An 18,599-nucleotide genomic window follows, 5' to 3' on the forward strand; every position below is an offset into this window, starting at 1 on the left:
TATGTTTATGGCAATGAAGCCAGGGCGTAAACGTTTAGGGGATTTACTGGTGGAATCAGGTGTTATCACAGCTGACCAGCTTGAGTACGCATTAACTACTAAGATGAAAAATGAGAAGCTTGGAGATTTCCTTATCAAAGAAAATTTCTTAACAGAGCAGCAGCTTATTGAAGTCTTAGAATTCCAGCTTGGTATCCCTCATATCAGCCTGAATCAGTTTTCAATTAGTCCCGAATTATTACAGCTAATTCCAGCGGAGCTGGCAAAGCGGACAAATATTATGCCGATTCGCAAAGAAAAAAATAAATTGTTTATTGCAATGGAAGACCCAATGGATTATTTCGCCATTGAGGAAGTTCGTATGACGACAGGCTGTCAAATCGAGACAAGTATTGCGGCAAAAGATGATTTATATCGGACGATAACAAAATACTATGATTTACAGGAATCAATGGATGCGGCAATGTTGGATTTGGCTGCCACAAGTACGGAAACACAAGAGGAAATAGAGAATGAGGATTCACCTATTGTTCGTTTAGTGAATCAAATTATTGCGAATGGTGTCGCACAGCGCGCTAGTGATATCCATTTTGATCCGCAAGAAACAGAGCTTCGTGTCCGCTATCGGGTAGATGGTGTGCTACGTACTGAGCGATCCTTGCCAAAGCACATGCAAAACGTCGTATTGGCGCGTATTAAAATTATGGGGAATTTAAATATTACAGAAAATCGTATTCCGCAGGATGGACGTATTAAAACCAATGTTAATTTTAGACCTGTCGATATCCGTTTAGCTACACTACCAACAGTTTATGGTGAAAAGGTAGTTATGCGTATTTTAGATTTAACTAATTCAGCCAATGATATTGATAAATTAGGCTTTAGTGCAAGTAATGAAGCACTTTTCAGGAAAATGATAGCCCATCCAAACGGTATGATGCTGATTACTGGACCAACAGGCTCAGGTAAGTCCTCTACGTTATATGCGGCCCTTTCTCATTTAAATGAAGAAGGCGTCAACATAATTACGGTTGAGGACCCAGTGGAATATCAGTTAGATGGTATCAATCAGATTCAAGTAAAAGAGGAAGTCGGCTTAACATTTGCGGTAGGGTTACGCTCAATTTTACGACAGGACCCCGACATTGTAATGGTAGGGGAAATTCGTGATCTTGAAACAGCTCAAATTGCTATCCGTGCTTCACTAACAGGCCATTTAGTATTAAGTACACTGCATACTAACAGTGCTATCGAATCTATCTCACGGCTCCATGACATGGGGATCGAGCCATTTTTATTATCCTCTTCCCTTGTAGGAATCATGGCGCAACGTCTTGTACGAAAAGTTTGTCGTGATTGTGCTGAACCATATATATTCACTTCTCGTGAACTAGAAATACTTGAGGAGAATGGGGTGGGAGGCGTAACACATGGTAAAAAAGGGCGTGGATGTCCTGCCTGCAATCAAACAGGCTACAGAGGACGTATGGCGATTCATGAAATCCTCCCTGTTGATCGCCAAATAAAGGATATGATTTTAAATCGTGTTGGTGATCGCGTCCTCCGTGATTATATGAAAGAAAAAGGCTACCATACCCTATTAGTGGATGGATTACAAAAGGTTGTAGCAGGCCAAACAACCACTTCAGAAATATTACGTGTTGCAAGTGCAGACTAGGGGTGAAAAAAATGACAGCATATTCAATCGTTGAATTATTAACACGTGCATTTGAAGAAAAAGCATCTGATCTTCATTTAACAAAAGGTATTCCACCAGTATATCGTATCCATGGGCAACTAGAGCATTATGGCACAATCCCACTTGAAACAGAGGATTTGAAGGCAATGGTAAAGGTCATTCTTCCTGTCCATAAACAACAGGAATTTGAGGATAAGGGAGAAACGGACTTTAACTTTTCATTGCCTGGGAAATGTCGATTCCGTGTCAATGCATACCATCAGCGAAATGAAGTGACGATTGCAGCTCGTTTAATTGAGGCTAAAATTCCTTCTATTGAAGCACTCAATATGCCACAGGTGTTATATAAGCTTGCGGAAAAACCACAAGGCTTAATTTTAGTAACTGGCCCAACAGGCTCAGGGAAATCAACTACCTTGGCAGCAATGATAGATCACATCAATGAAACAAGATCTAAACATATTATTACGTTAGAGGATCCAATTGAATATTTGCATACACATAAGAAGTCTGTTATCAATCAACGTGAGATTGGTGTCGATACAATGAGCTTTGCCAATGGTTTACGTGCATCATTACGTCAAGACCCAGATATTATTTTAGTTGGGGAGATGCGAGATTATGAAACCATTTCAACGGCTATTACGGCTGCTGAAACAGGGCATTTAGTTATGGCTACACTGCATACAAGTAGTGCACCAACGACGATCGACCGTATTATCGATGTATTTCCACCGCATCAGCAGAGTCAAATTCGTGTGCAGCTTGCGAATGTACTACAAGGTATTGTTTCTCAGCGTTTATTTGTACGTAAGGATGTAAAAGGGCGTATTGCTGCGACAGAAATTTTAGTACAGGCACCTGCTATTTCTAATTTAATTCGTAACGAAAAAATTCACCAAATTCCAAGTGTGATGCAGACAAGTAAAGCATTGGGTATGCACACATTGGAGTATTCCATGCAACACCTAATTACCACAGGTAAGATTTCACTAGAGGATGCAAGACCATATATGAACGCTGGTGATTATAGTTGACGATATTTCGTTATAGTGGTCGGACCAAAACAGGAGCACCTAAAAAGGGCATTATCGAGGCACCGAATAAAAAGGTAGCCATGGAAAAGCTTCGAGCACAAGGAATTAATGCACGAGAACTTCAGGAGTCAAATAGCATTTTACATAAAGATATTGCTTTTGGAACAAAAGTAAAGCACCAGGAATTTGTTATTTATTGTCGACAATATGCGACATTAATTCGTGCTGGCGTTCCTGTCGTTGAAGCGACCCATATTTTGGGTGAGCAAACACGGAGTAAACCACTAAAGCGAGCATTGATGCAGGTTGAAGAGGATATTCGAAATGGTATGGCATTTTCAGATGCAGCAGGCAAACACCCAAAAGTGTTCCCATTGCTATTTGTCAATATGATGCGTGCTGGTGAGGCTACAGGGAACGTCGACGATACATTAGATCGTCTTGCAAGCACACTAGAGAAGCAATACAACATTAAGAAAAAAATTCAATCTGCCATGACCTATCCAGCGATTTTATCGCTTCTAACACTAGTGGTTGGTATGTTTTTAATGGTGTTTATTGTGCCAACCTTTATGGATGCATTTAAAGAAATGAATTTGGAAATGCCGTTAATAACGGTCATTGTAGTGGGTATTAGTGATTGGCTCATTCAGTTTTGGTACCTTGTGATTTTAGGGCTTTTGGTATTAGTAGTGGGCCTTCACTATTTCTATAAAAATAATAAAGAGTTTCATTATGCCGTCAATGTATTTTTACTGCGTATGCCAATCTTTGGACAGCTTTTGCAAAAGGATATTATCGCGAGAATGACAAGAACCTTGTCAACACTCTTTAGCAGCTCCGTACCAATCTTACAAGCCTTAACAATTGTCGAAAAGGTTGGTGGTAATCCGGTAATGGGGAAAGTAGTACTGGAAGCGCGCGATAATTTAGAAAAGGGTGGCACATTATCAGAGCCACTTGAAAAAAGCTGGCTATTTCCACCGCTTGTAACACAAATGACATCAATTGGCGAGAAAACAGGGTCCTTGGATTACATGCTCGAAAAGATCGCTGATTTTTATGAAGAGGAAGTAAACCGTGCTGTCGATACCATGAAGTCACTCATTGAGCCTTTAATGATTGTGGTACTGGCTCTAGTTGTTGGAGTCATCGTTGCGGCTATATTCTTACCAATGTTCCAACTATATGAAAATATGTAATGTTTACAATATTTATATGGATGCCCTTTTGTTCCGCTTAATGGGAAATATCTACTTAGATTTGCTAACAAAAGGAAGCGGCAAGTAGGTATCTTCATGGTTAAGTATTAAAGGAGAGACTGGACATGGAAATTAGGGTAAAGAACGAAAAGGGCTTGACATTAGTCGAGTTATTGGCAGTCATTGTTATTCTAGCTATCGTTGCTGCCATTGCAATTCCAGCTATAAGTAATGTCATTGATAATTCACGTTATAAGGCATTAAAAGCAGATGCCATTAATGTTATTCATGCTGCGCAGTTTTATTTTATGGAGCATCCAACCGCTGATCAATGGCAAATCGTCGAAGTGGAAAAATTAGTATCCGACGGTTATTTAGACAGTGCTGGCAAAATATTAGAGGCAGATAAAGAAGGTCAGAGTGCCAATGTTCAATTTATCGAGGGCACCTACTACTTCAATGCGCATGCGATTTATTACAGCAATGGAAAATATATAAATTTTGATAATGCCACCTTACAGCATATTGCAGACGATATTCGTAAGGGCAGCAAGGGAACTGGTGGCAAATGTATTGGGCGAGATTGTGCACCTTCGCCATAATGTTCAGAAGCGCGTGTACACACACTTCATATAAAACTATTAAGGAGGATTTCAAAATGTTAAAAAAGTGGAAAAATAAAAAACTATTGAAAAATGAGAAAGGTTTAACATTAGTTGAACTATTAGCTGTAATTGTTATCCTAGCAATTATCGCAGCAATCGCTGTACCTGCAATTGGTAATATTATTAATAAGTCGAAGGACCGTGCAATTTTAGCGGAAGCATCAAATATTCTAGCGGGGGCTAAAATTGCTTATATTGATGGGGCGTGTAAAGCTGTAGCTGACGAATGTAGTTCTTCTGAACTAGACCCTTTTGTGGATGGAATTAAATTAGATGGTACTAAGGTTACGTTTAAAGATGATACATGGACAATTACTTACCCTAATTTAAATAAGATGAAAACTAATTTAAAACCATCAAGTACAACAATAAACGAGTCAGACCTTAATGCAAGACTAAAAGATGCAGGAGTAGAATCTCCTAAAGAAGAAGGCGGTGAAGGAGGAGGAAAATAAACAGACGGCATCAGTCCTCCCAACCCACTCAGAAGCGCAAGAAAATTTGCGTTTCTGGCTGGGAAATGGATGACTAATTGAAAAAATCATTTATACTGAGTAGGATAAGGAGGTCTTTTCACATGTTTAAGAGAAAAAGAAAGTCGCATGTTTCGATTGAACTGAAGGATTATGTGCTGCGTGCGATTGTGGCGAAAGGACCAGAGCCTAATCAGTGGCAGGGCTATGAATACCCTTTAGCAGCTGGAATCGTTGAAAATGGAACTATTATCGATGAGGTAGCTCTTTTTGAGGTGATTAAAGAGCAAGTAATGAAATGGACAGGGAAAAAACAGGCTGTTCGTATGTTTGTCCCTGATACGACGGTTCTATTAAAAAACTTTGAGCACCCTAAAGATGTAAAGCCTCAGGAATTACGAGGATATGCTGAAATGGAATTGGGACATTCTATTCATTTACCATTTCAAGACCCTTTAATTGATGTGTATGATGCAGATGCCGAGGACGGCAAGGCTATCTTATTTGCTGCACCTTCTGAAGAGATTACGAAACTGGTAGGGATGCTGTTAGATGTTTCATTAGAACCCGAAGCTGCCGATATTCGTGCGCTTTGTAATATACGCTTATTAGAGCACATGTCCTTATTAATGCCTAATAAAACATATTTAATTGCAGAATGGTCGATTAATGAACTCTCTATCAGTATTTTTTCCAATGGCCAAGTGGAGTTTTTGCGCTATCAAACCATTGAAGTAGATATGACGCAATGGCTGGGGAAGAAAGAGAATGAGTTTAGCTATCAATTTATTTATAATGGCGAATCAGAGAATTATCAAATGGTCGTAATGGATCAGGTTCTAGAGATTGATCGGATGATGAATTTCTTTAAGTTTTCTTTACATAAAGGTGAAAAAACAGTGGATGAAATTATCATGCTTGGCGATAACCCACTATTGAAATCAATTGGGAACTTACTCGCTTCTAATTTAGAACCACCACTAAGGGTTGTCGATGGGAAAAAAATTGAGAAATCGTTTCCGCGCTTTAAGCGAGAATTTTCAACGTTGCTTGGCTTAGCTTTGAAGGAGGTTCGTTAATGGTTCCAGATATAAACCTCTTACCACAACTTGAAAAAAGAACAACCTCTCCCAAGCTTTTTTATAGCTTGGTGATTGTCATTGTGGGACTTATTGTAGCGTATTTACTTTTTTTATTTTTTACATCCAAAAGTGAATTGTCACGATTGACTGCAGAGGAACAGGCATTAACAACACAGCTTGATCAATTGCAGCAAGAGCTAGACGCACGACAAAATGTCGATCAGGGTTCGTTGGAAGAGTCAGTAACTTTTATACAAAGCGTTTCTTATCCTGTAACACCGTTAATTGATGAAACAAAAACTTTATTACCAACTCAATCCTATTTACGTAGCTATGTTTTCGGAGAGAACTCGGTGAATATTGAAGTGGATTTTGAAACGATGACAGATATATCGAAATATGTGGAGCGACTTTTAATGAGTAGCTATTTTACAGATGCTCAAATTAACACTGTCTCAAACTTTGAAATAGAGCTAGGTGAACAAAGGGTGTTAACACCCCAACAAAAATTTAAAGAAGTACCGCGGTATTCAGTGTCCATTACAGCGACAATCGATTTTATGTATTTAGCTGGAGGACGACGCTCATGAATAAATTAACGAGTAGTAAAAATTCATCTATGATCTTGTTACTGGCGCTGATAGCTGCTATTTTATTTGCGCTGTATTATTATTTGCTTTCACCAAAATTGGATGAAGTGAATGAAAAAGAGAGGAATGTATTGCAGGTGCAGCAAGAATTAGCTAGTGTCAAAGAACAACTAGCACAATTAGACAAAGAGCAGGGACAGCCTACTATCAATATATTAGCCTTAAGACAAAAGCTACCTGTAACAAGAGCCGTTGAAAAGATTATTCTTGATTTAGCTGAGATTGAAGAGGTGACAGGAACTCGTGTACTGTCTTTAACGGTTCAAGGTGAGGACGGCACTGTGACACCTTCAGATGTATCGAATGATCTTAATATGTTGGAGCAGGCTGAAGCAGAGGTCAATGGTGATCAGGAGAACAAGGAGACTACTACACCGATTGCATCTCTTTCGAAGGACTCTTTACCAACTAATTTAAAGCTTGTTACTTTTATATTAGAGGTGGGTGCGCTTGATTTTAATTCTCTTGAAAGCTTTTTACAGGAGGTTGAACAATTAGAGCGTGTCATGAAAACCGATAAGATTGAATTTAAATTGCCTGGAGAGCAGGCACAGCTTGAGAAAGATGCAGATCTTACGTTAAAGGCAACAGTGCAAGTGACGACGTTCTATTACGAAGAACAACAATAACTTTATTGATAGGCGCACCATACTTCATTTGTATGGGCGCCTATTGGTTTAGGAGGACATAAAATTGGAAATGGCTTATACGATCTTTATTTTTTTATTTGGACTTGTCTTTGGCTCTTTTTATAATGTAGTTGGCTTACGTGTACCACAGAAGGAGTCGATTGTACATCCTCCTTCACATTGTCCAAAATGTCAGAGACGACTGACGGCGCTTGATTTAGTACCAGTTTTGTCTTATGTATTTTTAGGAGGAAAATGTCGGGGTTGTGGCAATAAAATTTCTTGGGTTTACCCAGTCATAGAATTAATGACAGGTGTATTATTTGCCTTTGCTTATTGGCAGCTAGGCTGGGGCATAGAATTGATAGTAGCACTCTTTTTTATCTCTTTATTAATTATTATCGTTGTATCAGATTTAGCCTATATGCTAATTCCAGATAAGGTGTTAGTATTCTTTTTACCTTTGCTAGCTATTGGACGAGTGCTGTCACCATTAACACCGTGGTGGGACTCTCTTGTGGGTGCTGTGGTTGGTTTTGGCATATTATATATCATTGCTGTGCTATCAAACGGTGGCATGGGTGGAGGCGATATTAAATTATTCTTTTTAATTGGTCTCGTTCTGGGTACGATTGATACACTGTTAACGCTATTTTTAGCTGCAGTTATTGGTATGATTGTCGGGATTACCATGTTATCGAAAAACAAACAGGGGAGAAAAACACCCATTCCGTTTGGGCCATCTATTGCATTGGCCGCAGTTATTGTTTATTTCTATGGCGATGTATTAATTAATTGGTATCTAGGCTTTTGGTAATTGTGCAATTTTCAAGAATGTGGAGGGAAGCAAGTGAAACCGATTATTGGTATTACAGCCTTTGTAGAGGATGATTTATCCTCTCGATTAAATGTTGCTTACAGCAAAAGTATCATTGAAGCAGGTGGAATTCCACTGATTATTCCAATTGGAGTAGAAGAAGAGGCAGCCCAGATTTTAGCCCTCACAGACGGTTTATTATTATCTGGTGGTCATGATGTGCATCCATTTCTATTCGGGGCTGAGCCTTCATTAAAGCTTGGAAAAATTCATCCAGCGCGAGATACGATTGAGTTAGCATTGATTGAAGCCGCATTCCAACGTAAGATGCCTATTTTCGGGATCTGTCGAGGAATTCAAATACTAAATGTTGCATTAGGTGGTACCTTATATCAGGATATTGATAGTGATCACTTTAGTACCAAGTTACTCCAACATATGCAGCAATCAGGTCGAGCTGTAGCTACCCATACTGTACAGGTTATTGCTGACAATCTATTAGCGACTATCGTTGAACAAGAGAAAATAGCAGTGAATTCATTTCATCATCAAGCGGTGAATGTTTTAGCAGAAAAATTAAAAGTAGCGGCAAAATCTAACGACGGTATTATCGAAGCGGTAGTTCATGAGGAGATGCCATTTTGCTTAGCTGTTCAGTGGCATCCTGAGGAACTAGCCATAGCAGGAGATGAGAGTGCTCAAAAGCTATTTTCAGCCTTTATTGAAGCGAGCATAAAATTTAAGAAGGAAGCTTAGAAGAGGCATTGTACAAAGAATCCAATCGTATGTGGATTCTTTTTTTGCGTAAAAAAGAGGATACATGCTCTTAGAAGGAACATAATCCTCAAAATCTGCTTTAATCGTTAATGTACACGTCTATAAAGACCTACAACTTGTCCTAAAATAGAAACTTGATCGACAATAATTGGTTCCATAGAAGAATTTTCAGGCTGTAAACGGAAATGGTTTTTCTCTTTAAAGAAACGTTTTACAGTTGCTTCATCCTCAGCTGTCATAGCTACAACAATATCCCCATTATTAGCTGTTGCCTTTTGTTTTACAATGACTAAATCTCCATCTAAAATCCCAGCTTCAATCATTGATTCCCCCATGATTTCTAGCATGAACAATTGATCTTCACTTGTGCCATACGTATCGGGTAATGGGAAGTATTCTTCAATATTTTCAATTGCTGTAATTGGAGAACCAGCTGTAACCTTCCCGACAAGTGGGACATGGATCACCTGTTGTTTTTGAATGGATTCTTCAGGCTCTAAAATTTCAATTGCACGTGGCTTTGTTGGATCTCGACGAATAAAGCCTTTTTGTTCTAATCGAGCTAAATGTCCATGAACAGTTGAACTGGAAGCAAGTCCAACTGCTTCACCAATTTCACGTACTGATGGCGGATATCCTTTAGCTCGTACCTCTTCCTTAATGAAAGCTAAAATGTCCTCTTGTCTTTTCGAAACTTTTTTCATGAGTGCTCACCTCTTTTTTCTAAAATCATTCTTCTTATTTGATAGTATAACAGAATGCGAACATGTATGCAAACATAGGTTCGAAAAGTGTTTGACAAAAACGTTTGTTCGCTTTATTATGGGAACATACATTCCGAACAAACATTCTTGAAAAGGGGTAATGATTATGACATGGTTGAAGAAAAACACACATATCTCAATTTTAATAGGAGCTTGTTTATTATTTGCAGCATACCTTTACATTACTGATCCAGGAAAAGTTAGTTACGCAGAAATTCAAATCGAACATGGGGATAGCTTGTGGTCGTTAGCCGAGCAATATCGTGGTAAAATGAGTACTGATGATTGGATAAAGCTTGTAAAAACTGAAAATGAACTAGCAGATATTAAAATTGTAGCGGGAAAATCTCTAGTTATTCCTGTAGTGAGTGATCAAGCCAGTCCCATCAATACTATCGAAATTGCGAGAAATGAACAATGATAAATAATCAACTATCGGCTGTTGTCTATTGTCGCGTAAGTACTGAAAAAGAAACACAAAGCTCCTCATTAGAGCGCCAGCAGGAAGAGTTGCTGCGCTATGCTAAAGAGCAAGGCTATGCGGTGAAGGGCGTGTTTAAAGATCAACATAGTGGCTATGATGTAGAACGTGAAGGCTTGCTAGAAATGCTTGATTTTATAAAAGATAAGAACATTAATGCTCTTTTTGTCCAAGATGAAACTCGTTTAGGACGAGGCAATGCAAGGATGGCTGTATTACATTTATTACAAAAGTCAGCAACTGATGTTTTTTCTATGCGTGATGCAGGCCCAGTCCAATTAAATGAAATGGATACGATGCTGCTTGAGATTTTAGCGATTGTAGAGGAATATCAACGTAGAATCCATAATGCTAAAATTCGACGAGGTATGCGACGTGCTGTAGAAAACGGTTATCGTCCAGAAAATAATTTATCGAATCGAGGTAATCCGCAGGGGCAGGAGCGAAAAGATCTACCTGTAGACGAAATTGTGAAGCTACGCAAACGTGGATTTACCTTTGAAGAAATTTCTATAACGCTTAGAGGGTTAGGCTTTGAGGTAAGTAAGGCGACTGTACATCGTCGTTTCCAAGAACACCAAGAAAGATTAGCAGGAAAATAATATTCCTGCTAATTTTTTTTGTAAAAACTACTGAAGGGAAGATAAGCTTTCGATGATAACATGATTTGGCAGTTGGAAAGGGTGCTCTTTATTTATTCGGTCATAAAACATGATGCCATTTAAATGATCGATTTCATGCTGTACAACGATGGCCCCGTAGCCCTGTAACTGTACAATGATTTCATGTCCATCGATGTCGTAAGCTTTGACTTTAATTCTCTCATATCTCGGTACAAAACCAGGGACAGGTCGATTTACAGATAGACAGCCTTCTCCTTCCGGTAGATAAATCATATTAAGGGAATGACTCATTATTTTAGGGTTAATCAGCATCATTTCTTGGTCATCAAAGAGTACAACAAACATTCGTTTATCTACGCCAATTTGATTAGCAGAGAGTCCACTTCCAGGGCGAAGCTTATATTTTTTTGCTAGCGTTTGATTTTGGCTATTTTTCAGATATTGCAGCATGGCTAGGAGGGTATTTCGGTCCTCATTTGTCACTGGTATCGACACTTCTTGAGTTTGTTTTCTTAAAATTGCCGAGTGTTCTTTCACAAAATCCTTCATTGTAATCATATAATCCGGGTGAAATTTAGTCATAGATAAACACCTCATCAATACGGCTATTGAGAACCTTAGCAATCTTAAAAGCTAATTCTAGGGTCGGATCATATTTATCATTTTCAATACTATTAATGGTCTGTCTCACAACTCCACACTCTTTTGCAAGAGCAGCTTGTGTTATGCCTAATTTTTTTCTTAAAATTTTGATGATGTTCTTCAGAAAGATCCCTCCATTTTGTCCAAAGTATTAGACATATATCGTAAGATAAGAATTAAAAAATGTCCAACTAATTGGACATTTGGGTTTTAAATCATCACTTAATACCAATTTTCATCAAAATTTAGCTTTAACGCATGCCCGAAACAAATACCGAAAGGAATAAAACCTCTTCCTCTTGCTGTAATGATATTTCCATCTTGTACCACTAGTTCATCTGAATAGTTATGAAGTTCAAAGCACCCTAACTGCTCCATGCCATCTAAAGGTAGTCCTACTGTATATTTTTTGTTCTTTAAGACCCCTGCTTTTGCTAATAGGTAAGGGGAGCTAGAAATACTTGCAATCATTCCTCCTTTTGCAGATAGAAGACGAATGAAGTCTAGTAAGCTCTCTTCAAGTTGTAATGTAGAAATATCCATACAGCCTGGTAATAGTAGACTATCAATATCGTCAAGCTCTACCTCATTCACGGATAAATCAGCTATACAATTTAAACCAGATTCTCCTCTGATAGGTTTGGTATTCGATCCAAGTGTGATGATGGGTTTACCGCCTTGCATTAATATGGACAAAGCAACACTCAATTCATATTCACTAAATTGTGGGTATAATAACACCGCAGTTTTCTTCATTTCATACACCTCTTACCTTTTGAGTGTTCCATTCTTCCTCTAAAATAGCGTAATAGTATTCATCCCACCAAGTCTCTCCATGAGGAATGCATTTTTTGAAAAATCCTTCTTGGCGCATTCCGATTTTTTCCATGACTCGGTAAGAAGCGATATTTTCTGGCTGGCATGTGGCAATAATTCGATGAAGTTTCATTTTATTAAAGCCGTGATCTAATAGGGCCAGAGCAGCTTCAGAAGCATAGCCATGATTATGATAGGCAGGATTCATAACCCATCCAATTTCATAAGTATGGTCGCCAAAGTATTTGTGGAAAACAAGATGACCAATGACTCGCTGTTGTTCACGTAAAACAATGGCGAAATGTTTTGCTTGCTCGTTGCTATTCTCTGTTACGAAATTTTGAACCTGATCTTCATTCAACACACCCTCTGGCATATAGTGCATGACCGTTTTATCGGACATATAGCTATAAACAGCCTGCCAATCTTGGGCTTCAAATGTTCGAATAAGTAGTCTAGGTGTTGTGATGTTCATGATAGCTCCTCCTATTATCTATCAAATTTTTCCTTTTATTATTAGTTATACACCTCTAACTTCTGGAAGTCATGTAAATAATGGCTAAGAAGTGTTTTTAAGGGTTGGTATAACTGCATTTTAAGGGAAACCATGCTATACTTTGCATACTGAGGTCATTAAGCTAGGTACTGAAAGGTGTGTAACCATGTTATCAAAGGAAAAAATTAACCGAATTAATGAATTATCTGCTAAAGCGAAAAGCGGACAATTAACAGAGGAAGAAGCAAAGGAGCGCACAGCGCTTCGCAAGGAGTATTTAGATACGTTTAGAGCAACGATGCGAGATACGATTGAAAACGTTAAAGTGGTCGATGCAGAAGGAAATGATGTAACTCCTGAGAAGGTAAAACAAGCACAAAAAAATAAATTTCTAAATTAATGTGACACAATTCAATAAAGTATGTATGAAAACGCAAATAGTATAACAAAAAGCATTGTTTTCTAAAGCAATGTTGACTAAACTGTAAAAGAACAATATATAGGACGAGAAAGGATGTCACAATATAATGACTCAACACGCGGATCTTTTAGCAATTAATGCTATCCGAACTTTGTCAATCGATGCTATTGAAAAAGCAAATTCTGGTCACCCAGGTTTACCAATGGGAGCAGCGCCAATGGCTTATACGCTTTGGACAAAACAATTACGCCATAATCCAGCAAATCCAAAATGGTTTAACCGTGATCGTTTTGTACTATCAGCAGGTCATGGCTCAATGCTTTTATACAGCTTACTTCACCTTGGAGGCTATGGTTTACCAATGGAAGAAATTCAAAACTTCCGCCAATGGGATTCATTAACACCAGGACATCCTGAATATGGTCATACAGTAGGGGTAGAGGCAACAACTGGTCCTCTTGGGCAAGGAATCGCTATGACTGTTGGTATGGCAATGGCTGAGCGCCATTTAGCGGCTACTTACAATAAACCAGGTCATGACATTGTTGACCACTACACATTTGCGTTATGTGGCGATGGTGACTTAATGGAAGGCGTAGCAGCAGAGGCGATTTCATTAGCTGGTCACTTAAAACTTGAAAAATTAATCGTGCTTTACGATTCTAATGATATTTCTTTAGATGGTGACTTAGAAAAGTCATTTTCAGAAAACGTTCAAAAACGCTTTGAATCTTATGGTTGGAATTATTTAAAAGTGGCAGATGGTACAGATGTAGATGCTATTAATGCAGCCATTGAAGAAGCCAAAAAATCTACTGGCAAGCCAACATTAATTGAAGTGAAAACAGTGATTGGTTTTGGTTCTCCAAATAAATCTGGTAAAGCAGATTCTCACGGTGCACCACTTGGTACAGATGAAGTTGTCTTAACGAAAGCTGCCTATGAGTGGGCACATGAACCATTCCAAATTCCTGCAGAAGTTTACGATACATTTAATGCGGCTGCTGAAGTACAAGGCGCACAACCAGAGGAAGCTTGGAATGCAAAATTTGCTGCATACAAAGAAGAATTCCCAGCGTTAGCAGCTCAATTCGAGAAAGCGATGAATGGTGAATTACCAGAAGACTTTGCTTCTGAGTTACCTGTATATGAAGCTGGTAAATCTGTAGCAACTCGTTCTTCTTCAGGCGATGCAATTAATGCTATTGCGAAGAAAACACCTTCATTCTTTGGTGGTTCAGCTGACCTTGCTGGCTCCAATAAAACAACGATGAAGGGTGCAGGAGATTTCTCAGCAGACGACTATGCTGGACGTAACATCTGGTTCGGTGTTCGTGAATTTGCAATGGGTGCTGCTATGAACGGAATGGCTCTTCACGGTGGTTTAAATGTATTCGGTGGTACATTCTTCGTATTCTCTGATTACGTTCGTCCTGCAATTCGTCTATCTGCATTAATGGGTCTTCCTGTAACATATGTATTCACACATGATTCGATTGCAGTAGGGGAAGATGGTCCAACACATGAACCAATCGAACACCTTGCATCATTACGTGCAATGCCAAACCTATCTGTTATTCGCCCTGCGGATGCAAATGAATCAGCAGTTGCGTGGGAGCTTGCAGTAGCAGCAGAAAAAACACCAACTGTTCTTGTATTATCTCGTCAAAACTTACCTGTTCTTGACGCTTCTATTGAAACAGTACGTGAGGGCGTAGCAAAGGGTGCTTACACAGTGTCTCCAGCTGCAAAAGAAGTGGCAGATGCTATTTTAATTGCAACAGGCTCTGAGGTTTCGCTTGCTGTCGAAGCACAAAAAGCATTAAAAGCAGACGGTATAGATGTAGCAGTTGTTTCTATGCCATCTATGGATCGCTTCGAAAAACAAGACGCAGCTTACAAAGAATCTGTTCTACCAAAAGCTGTTACAAAACGTCTTGCAATTGAAATGGGGGCATCATTCGGTTGGCATAAATATACTGGCTTTGAAGGCGATGTTCTAGCAATTGATAAGTTCGGTGCATCTGCTCCGGGTGAATTAGTAATGGAAAAATACGGCTTCACTGTTGAAAACGTAGTAGCAAAAGTGAAAGCACTATAATTTACAACAAATACCACAATACTCAGCGATTTAAACATCAACTGAGTGTTGTGGTACTTTTTTTAGCAGCAAACACAGTATGTGAAAACTCCATAAAAAGGGTGAGCGAATGAAGAACTATAAAGTTGTGTTATTTGACCTAGATGGAACATTATCTGATCCCAAAATAGGAATCACTAAATCAGTGCAACATGCTTTACAGAAGGCGGGCGTCATGGTGAATGATTTGGACGAACTGGAACCATTCATTGGACCACCATTACAAGTATCTTTTCAAGAAATTTATGGATTCAATGATACACAAATAACGCAAGCAATTAGAGATTACCGAGAACGATTTACGGAAAGGGGAATGTTTGAAAATAAACTATATGAAGATATTCCAGCTTTGTTAGCTCATTTAAAGCAACAAGGATATATACTAACTATTGCCACCTCAAAACCAACTGTCTTTGCGGAACAAATCATAAAGTATTTTCAGCTAGAGTCCTATTTCGATCTTGTCGTAGGAAGTCACTTAGATGGTTCACGTTCTGCCAAAGGTGAGATTATTGCAGAGGTACTTCAACAACTTGATTCCTATCCAAAAGAGCAATTTATTATGATTGGGGATCGAAAATATGATTTGATAGGGGCTCGTGAAAATCAAATCGATGCCATCGGTGTGACATATGGTTTTGGGTCGCTAGAAGAATTAAAAAATGAAGAGCCTACATATATTGCGGACCATGTAAATGATCTCCTAAAATACCTCTAAAAACACGAAAAACTGCATGTCAGCATGCAGTTTTTTTATGTAGGATTATTTAGCAAGTCCGTTTTGGAAGGCGTAGACGACGGCTTGAGTACGATCTTGAACTTCTAGCTTTGCTAAAATATTACTAACATGTGTTTTTACCGTTTTCAAGGCAATATATAGCTCATCAGCGATTTCCTGATTGGCTTTACCCTGGGCCATTAGCAATAATACTTCCATTTCACGTTCAGTCAATTGTTCGTATAGTGGCGTACTATTGCCGTGGCGCATGCGGTGCATCATTTTGGAAGTGACCTCTGGCTCTAATACCGTTTCGCCACCCATCGTTTTTCGAATAGCATCTGCAATTTGTTTGGCATTAGATGTTTTTAAAATATAGCTTACCGCGCCAGCCTCTAAGGCAGGATATACTTTATCATCATCTAAAAAACTAGTCACCATCATGATTTTGGCCTCAGGCCATGCTGCTAATATTTCCACTGTTGCCTCTGCTCCTGTCATAACAGGCATCACATTATCCATTAAAATAATATCAGGCCTTAGCGCTAGGGCACGTTCCACAGCCTCTTTACCGTTCTCAGCCTCACCTACAACCGTAATATCTGGCTGTGCTGAAAGATAGGCTGACACACCAATCCGTACCATTTCATGATCATCCACTATGAGCACTTGTATCATCGACATTGACCTCCTCCTTTTGTAAAGGAATTTTAACCTCTACAATTGTTCCTTCACCAGGCACTGATACAATTTTATAGGTGCAGCCAATTTCAACTGCTCGTTCAGCTATATTTTGTAAACCGTATGATGTGGATTTATCTTCCTCCACATCAAAGCCTAAACCATTATCTTGAATTCGTAAAATAGCTAAGTCGTCTCGTGCCACAAGAAGTAATTCCACCTCACTTGCTTTGGCATGACGCAGCGTATTGGAAAGTGCCTCCTGTGCAATACGAAATAAATGATCTTCCTCTGCTTTAGTTAAGGCCATTTCTTCTAATTCATATTCTATATGGAAATAAACTTTTTGCTGAAGTTCAATAATCAATTCCTCTAAGCCTTGTGCCAATGTTTTATTGTGTAAAGCTACAGGCCGTAAGTGTAGCAGTAATGCACGCATTTCTAGCTGTGCCTGCTGAACGATTTTCTCCACCTGTTTTAAGCTAGTAGCATGTTCGTCATTTTCAGTTAATGCAGATAGTAACATAGAGGCAGCAAATAGTTGCTGTGACACAGAATCATGGAGTTCTCTAGCTAGTCGTTGGCGTTCAGCAATAATACGCTCCTGAATAATTTTATCATTGGCCTCAGCCCGTTCATTGGACAAACGCTGTAAACTTTTACGTTGCGTATCAATTAATTCACTCGTTTGGACAAGTGCCTTTTTTAACGATTTCGGAAGAGCTTGTTTTTTAGGAAAAACAAAATCAGGCTCGATCAGTTGTTTCACTATTCGTGTTGCCTGCGCTTCTCGTGCCCTTGCAGTCATACTGATCCAGCTGGCAAACAGGAAGCTAAGTATAAACAGGCTAACTATGATGATGCCACCTAGAGGGATATTATCGTAATTCTGCTGCCATAAGGGCTCCCATGTTTTTTCATCAGGATTGCCCCATAGTGCAACAAGAAGACCGAAAACAGCACTCATTAAAATGAAAAATAATGTAAATAATCTTGAGATAAAGGCAATCATTTTCGTAGCACCTCCAAATCTCCAAGCCAGGTTGCGACATGAATAATCAGTACACGTTTAGCATCCTCAGGGTTGCCGTCTGAGAAAGTAATACTTTCATTTACTATACGTTGCGGCCCTACATGTAAGCAGGAGAGCTCACCAAATAACGTCGTATACTGTAAACGGAATGGAATTTCATAAGGAATATAAATTTGAACTTTACCAATACCTTGTCGAATTGTAATAAGACTAGTGCCAGCTGGTAAAATCGTTTGCGTTGTATCGATGGTAATATCTCCAGCGAGGCGCTGAATTTGTACATCTTGCCATTTATAAGCTTCTATAGGCGCTGGCATTGTACCAATTAAGTCATTTTTAATCGCAGGGAGTTTTTCAAAAAGCTCTGCACCAACTACTTTTGGCTCGTTTTCTCTTTGCAAGTATTGATAGAGCATATATAAGAGCATGATGACGATAAATAAACGTAAGCTCCACATCGTGAACAAAGCAATGGCAATAAAGAAAATTCCTGTCCATTTAAAAAATCGAACTTTTTTGGAAAAACTTAAATAAAGAAGTACAGCCCCAATCAATAAACAGAAGGCGCCACCATTATTAAATATAGTTAGCTCCACAAAGACGAGTAAAAAGAAGCAAAGTACCCAAAATGTGAGCTTATTTGTTGTGAAATTTTGCATGAGGGTCACCCTTCCTTCTACTAATAGTATAAGAGAGGGAATGGGACCCTCTATTCTTAAACGTGAAAGAATGCGCCTTTTAATGTTGGCGCAT

At 38.9% G+C, this 18,599-nt stretch carries 23 protein-coding genes; 15 read left to right on the top strand and 8 right to left on the bottom strand.

Annotated elements, in window-relative coordinates:
- Positions 1 to 7: 7 nt before the first annotated feature.
- The 10 genes from BFM98_RS03990 (at position 8) to BFM98_RS04035 (ending at position 9,010) form a co-directional block, all read left to right on the top strand.
- Positions 8 to 1,678, top strand: coding sequence for a GspE/PulE family protein (locus tag BFM98_RS03990; protein WP_483306194.1), 1,671 nt, complete (start codon positions 8 to 10; stop codon positions 1,676 to 1,678).
- An 11-nt stretch (positions 1,679 to 1,689) separates the two neighbouring features.
- Positions 1,690 to 2,736, top strand: a complete 1,047-nt coding sequence (locus tag BFM98_RS03995; protein ID WP_048391346.1) for a type IV pilus twitching motility protein PilT — start codon at positions 1,690 to 1,692, stop codon at positions 2,734 to 2,736.
- Positions 2,733 to 3,938, top strand: a complete 1,206-nt coding sequence (locus BFM98_RS04000) for a type II secretion system F family protein (RefSeq protein ID WP_036080216.1) — start codon at positions 2,733 to 2,735, stop codon at positions 3,936 to 3,938. Before BFM98_RS03995 ends, BFM98_RS04000 begins: the two co-directional genes overlap by 4 nt.
- A gap of 125 nt (positions 3,939 to 4,063) precedes the next feature.
- On the top strand, positions 4,064 to 4,540 hold the full coding sequence (locus BFM98_RS04005; RefSeq protein WP_066036584.1) for a prepilin-type N-terminal cleavage/methylation domain-containing protein: 477 nt from the start codon (positions 4,064 to 4,066) through the stop codon (positions 4,538 to 4,540).
- Positions 4,541 to 4,596: 56 nt separating this feature from the next.
- Positions 4,597 to 5,058: a prepilin-type N-terminal cleavage/methylation domain-containing protein gene (locus tag BFM98_RS04010; RefSeq protein ID WP_048391342.1), complete on the top strand. Its 462-nt coding sequence runs from the start codon at positions 4,597 to 4,599 to the stop codon at positions 5,056 to 5,058.
- A 122-nt stretch (positions 5,059 to 5,180) separates the two neighbouring features.
- On the top strand, positions 5,181 to 6,155 hold the full coding sequence (gene pilM / locus BFM98_RS04015; protein WP_066036585.1) for a type IV pilus biogenesis protein PilM: 975 nt from the start codon (positions 5,181 to 5,183) through the stop codon (positions 6,153 to 6,155).
- A complete protein-coding gene (locus BFM98_RS04020) occupies positions 6,155 to 6,748 on the top strand; it encodes a PilN domain-containing protein (protein WP_066036586.1) in 594 nt (197 codons plus the stop codon). The genes pilM and BFM98_RS04020 overlap by 1 nt, the downstream gene beginning before the upstream one ends.
- Complete coding sequence (locus BFM98_RS04025) at positions 6,745 to 7,437, top strand: hypothetical protein (RefSeq protein WP_066036587.1); 693 nt, start codon at positions 6,745 to 6,747, stop codon at positions 7,435 to 7,437. The genes BFM98_RS04020 and BFM98_RS04025 overlap by 4 nt, the downstream gene beginning before the upstream one ends.
- A 64-nt stretch (positions 7,438 to 7,501) precedes the next feature.
- Positions 7,502 to 8,254, top strand: coding sequence for a prepilin peptidase (locus BFM98_RS04030; protein WP_054550590.1), 753 nt, complete (start codon positions 7,502 to 7,504; stop codon positions 8,252 to 8,254).
- A 33-nt stretch (positions 8,255 to 8,287) separates the two neighbouring features.
- On the top strand, positions 8,288 to 9,010 hold the full coding sequence (locus BFM98_RS04035) for a gamma-glutamyl-gamma-aminobutyrate hydrolase family protein (protein WP_066036588.1): 723 nt from the start codon (positions 8,288 to 8,290) through the stop codon (positions 9,008 to 9,010).
- A gap of 107 nt (positions 9,011 to 9,117) precedes the next feature.
- Here BFM98_RS04035 and lexA read toward each other — a convergent pair whose 3' ends face one another.
- Positions 9,118 to 9,735: a transcriptional repressor LexA gene (gene lexA / locus BFM98_RS04040; protein WP_004232118.1), complete on the bottom strand. Its 618-nt coding sequence runs from the start codon at positions 9,733 to 9,735 to the stop codon at positions 9,118 to 9,120.
- A 166-nt stretch (positions 9,736 to 9,901) separates the two neighbouring features.
- On the opposite strand from lexA, the gene yneA reads away from it, so the two are divergent.
- Complete coding sequence (yneA, locus tag BFM98_RS04045) at positions 9,902 to 10,216, top strand: cell division suppressor protein YneA (RefSeq protein ID WP_066036589.1); 315 nt, start codon at positions 9,902 to 9,904, stop codon at positions 10,214 to 10,216.
- A complete protein-coding gene (locus tag BFM98_RS04050) occupies positions 10,213 to 10,878 on the top strand; it encodes a YneB family resolvase-like protein (RefSeq protein ID WP_066036590.1) in 666 nt (221 codons plus the stop codon). Before yneA ends, BFM98_RS04050 begins: the two co-directional genes overlap by 4 nt.
- A 27-nt stretch (positions 10,879 to 10,905) precedes the next feature.
- Here BFM98_RS04050 and def read toward each other — a convergent pair whose 3' ends face one another.
- The 4 genes from def to BFM98_RS04070 form a co-directional block, all read right to left on the bottom strand.
- Entirely contained in the window at positions 10,906 to 11,481 is a 576-nt protein-coding gene (def, locus tag BFM98_RS04055; RefSeq protein WP_066036591.1) for a peptide deformylase, read from the bottom strand.
- On the bottom strand, positions 11,474 to 11,665 hold the full coding sequence (locus BFM98_RS04060; RefSeq protein WP_066036592.1) for a helix-turn-helix transcriptional regulator: 192 nt from the start codon (positions 11,663 to 11,665) through the stop codon (positions 11,474 to 11,476). Before BFM98_RS04060 ends, def begins: the two co-directional genes overlap by 8 nt.
- 98 nt (positions 11,666 to 11,763) lie before the next feature.
- On the bottom strand, positions 11,764 to 12,297 hold the full coding sequence (locus BFM98_RS04065; RefSeq protein ID WP_048391323.1) for a DJ-1/PfpI family protein: 534 nt from the start codon (positions 12,295 to 12,297) through the stop codon (positions 11,764 to 11,766).
- Position 12,298: 1 nt separating this feature from the next.
- On the bottom strand, positions 12,299 to 12,832 hold the full coding sequence (locus tag BFM98_RS04070) for a GNAT family N-acetyltransferase (RefSeq protein ID WP_066036593.1): 534 nt from the start codon (positions 12,830 to 12,832) through the stop codon (positions 12,299 to 12,301).
- A gap of 187 nt (positions 12,833 to 13,019) precedes the next feature.
- Between BFM98_RS04070 and BFM98_RS04075 the strand changes: the two genes are divergently transcribed.
- The 3 genes from BFM98_RS04075 to BFM98_RS04085 all read left to right on the top strand — a co-directional run bounded on the left by BFM98_RS04075 (position 13,020) and on the right by BFM98_RS04085 (position 16,132).
- Positions 13,020 to 13,253, top strand: a complete 234-nt coding sequence (locus BFM98_RS04075) for a DUF896 domain-containing protein (RefSeq protein WP_004232132.1) — start codon at positions 13,020 to 13,022, stop codon at positions 13,251 to 13,253.
- Between the two features lie 127 nt (positions 13,254 to 13,380).
- Entirely contained in the window at positions 13,381 to 15,375 is a 1,995-nt protein-coding gene (tkt, locus tag BFM98_RS04080) for a transketolase (protein WP_048391318.1), read from the top strand.
- 109 nt (positions 15,376 to 15,484) lie between these two features.
- Positions 15,485 to 16,132: an HAD family hydrolase gene (locus BFM98_RS04085; protein ID WP_066036594.1), complete on the top strand. Its 648-nt coding sequence runs from the start codon at positions 15,485 to 15,487 to the stop codon at positions 16,130 to 16,132.
- 45 nt (positions 16,133 to 16,177) lie between these two features.
- Here BFM98_RS04085 and BFM98_RS04090 read toward each other — a convergent pair whose 3' ends face one another.
- From BFM98_RS04090 to liaF, 3 genes are read right to left on the bottom strand one after another with little or no spacing between them, the layout of a single operon-like run.
- The gene (locus BFM98_RS04090; RefSeq protein WP_009370700.1) at positions 16,178 to 16,810 is read right to left on the bottom strand and encodes a response regulator transcription factor; all 633 of its coding nucleotides are present in this window, start codon (positions 16,808 to 16,810) and stop codon (positions 16,178 to 16,180) included.
- Complete coding sequence (locus BFM98_RS04095; RefSeq protein ID WP_016992954.1) at positions 16,785 to 17,825, bottom strand: sensor histidine kinase; 1,041 nt, start codon at positions 17,823 to 17,825, stop codon at positions 16,785 to 16,787. The genes BFM98_RS04090 and BFM98_RS04095 overlap by 26 nt, the downstream gene beginning before the upstream one ends.
- Positions 17,822 to 18,505, bottom strand: a complete 684-nt coding sequence (gene liaF, locus BFM98_RS04100; protein ID WP_066036595.1) for a cell wall-active antibiotics response protein LiaF — start codon at positions 18,503 to 18,505, stop codon at positions 17,822 to 17,824. The genes BFM98_RS04095 and liaF overlap by 4 nt, the downstream gene beginning before the upstream one ends.
- Between the last annotated feature and the right edge of the window lie 94 nt (positions 18,506 to 18,599).

The organism is Lysinibacillus sp. AR18-8 (genome assembly GCF_001705465.1).
In the GTDB taxonomy this organism is placed as follows: domain Bacteria; phylum Bacillota; class Bacilli; order Bacillales_A; family Planococcaceae; genus Lysinibacillus; species Lysinibacillus capsici.

Bases quoted from the DNA above. Each gene is read 5' to 3' on its own strand.
- BFM98_RS04085 (WP_066036594.1), top strand. From the start codon at position 15,485: ATGAAGAACTATAAAGTTGTGTTATTTGACCTAGATGGAACATTATCT.
- yneA (WP_066036589.1), top strand. From the start codon at position 9,902: ATGACATGGTTGAAGAAAAACACACATATCTCAATTTTAATAGGAGCT.
- pilM (WP_066036585.1), top strand. From the start codon at position 5,181: ATGTTTAAGAGAAAAAGAAAGTCGCATGTTTCGATTGAACTGAAGGAT.
- BFM98_RS03990 (WP_483306194.1), top strand. From the start codon at position 8: ATGGCAATGAAGCCAGGGCGTAAACGTTTAGGGGATTTACTGGTGGAA.
- BFM98_RS04075 (WP_004232132.1), top strand. From the start codon at position 13,020: ATGTTATCAAAGGAAAAAATTAACCGAATTAATGAATTATCTGCTAAA.
- liaF (WP_066036595.1), bottom strand. From the start codon at position 18,505: ATGCAAAATTTCACAACAAATAAGCTCACATTTTGGGTACTTTGCTTC.
- lexA (WP_004232118.1), bottom strand. From the start codon at position 9,735: ATGAAAAAAGTTTCGAAAAGACAAGAGGACATTTTAGCTTTCATTAAG.
- BFM98_RS04095 (WP_016992954.1), bottom strand. From the start codon at position 17,825: ATGATTGCCTTTATCTCAAGATTATTTACATTATTTTTCATTTTAATG.
- def (WP_066036591.1), bottom strand. From the start codon at position 11,481: ATGACTAAATTTCACCCGGATTATATGATTACAATGAAGGATTTTGTG.
- tkt (WP_048391318.1), top strand. From the start codon at position 13,381: ATGACTCAACACGCGGATCTTTTAGCAATTAATGCTATCCGAACTTTG.
- BFM98_RS04090 (WP_009370700.1), bottom strand. From the start codon at position 16,810: ATGATACAAGTGCTCATAGTGGATGATCATGAAATGGTACGGATTGGT.
- BFM98_RS04020 (WP_066036586.1), top strand. From the start codon at position 6,155: ATGGTTCCAGATATAAACCTCTTACCACAACTTGAAAAAAGAACAACC.
- BFM98_RS04070 (WP_066036593.1), bottom strand. From the start codon at position 12,832: ATGAACATCACAACACCTAGACTACTTATTCGAACATTTGAAGCCCAA.
- BFM98_RS04025 (WP_066036587.1), top strand. From the start codon at position 6,745: ATGAATAAATTAACGAGTAGTAAAAATTCATCTATGATCTTGTTACTG.
- BFM98_RS04050 (WP_066036590.1), top strand. From the start codon at position 10,213: ATGATAAATAATCAACTATCGGCTGTTGTCTATTGTCGCGTAAGTACT.
- BFM98_RS03995 (WP_048391346.1), top strand. From the start codon at position 1,690: ATGACAGCATATTCAATCGTTGAATTATTAACACGTGCATTTGAAGAA.
- BFM98_RS04065 (WP_048391323.1), bottom strand. From the start codon at position 12,297: ATGAAGAAAACTGCGGTGTTATTATACCCACAATTTAGTGAATATGAA.
- BFM98_RS04005 (WP_066036584.1), top strand. From the start codon at position 4,064: ATGGAAATTAGGGTAAAGAACGAAAAGGGCTTGACATTAGTCGAGTTA.
- BFM98_RS04010 (WP_048391342.1), top strand. From the start codon at position 4,597: ATGTTAAAAAAGTGGAAAAATAAAAAACTATTGAAAAATGAGAAAGGT.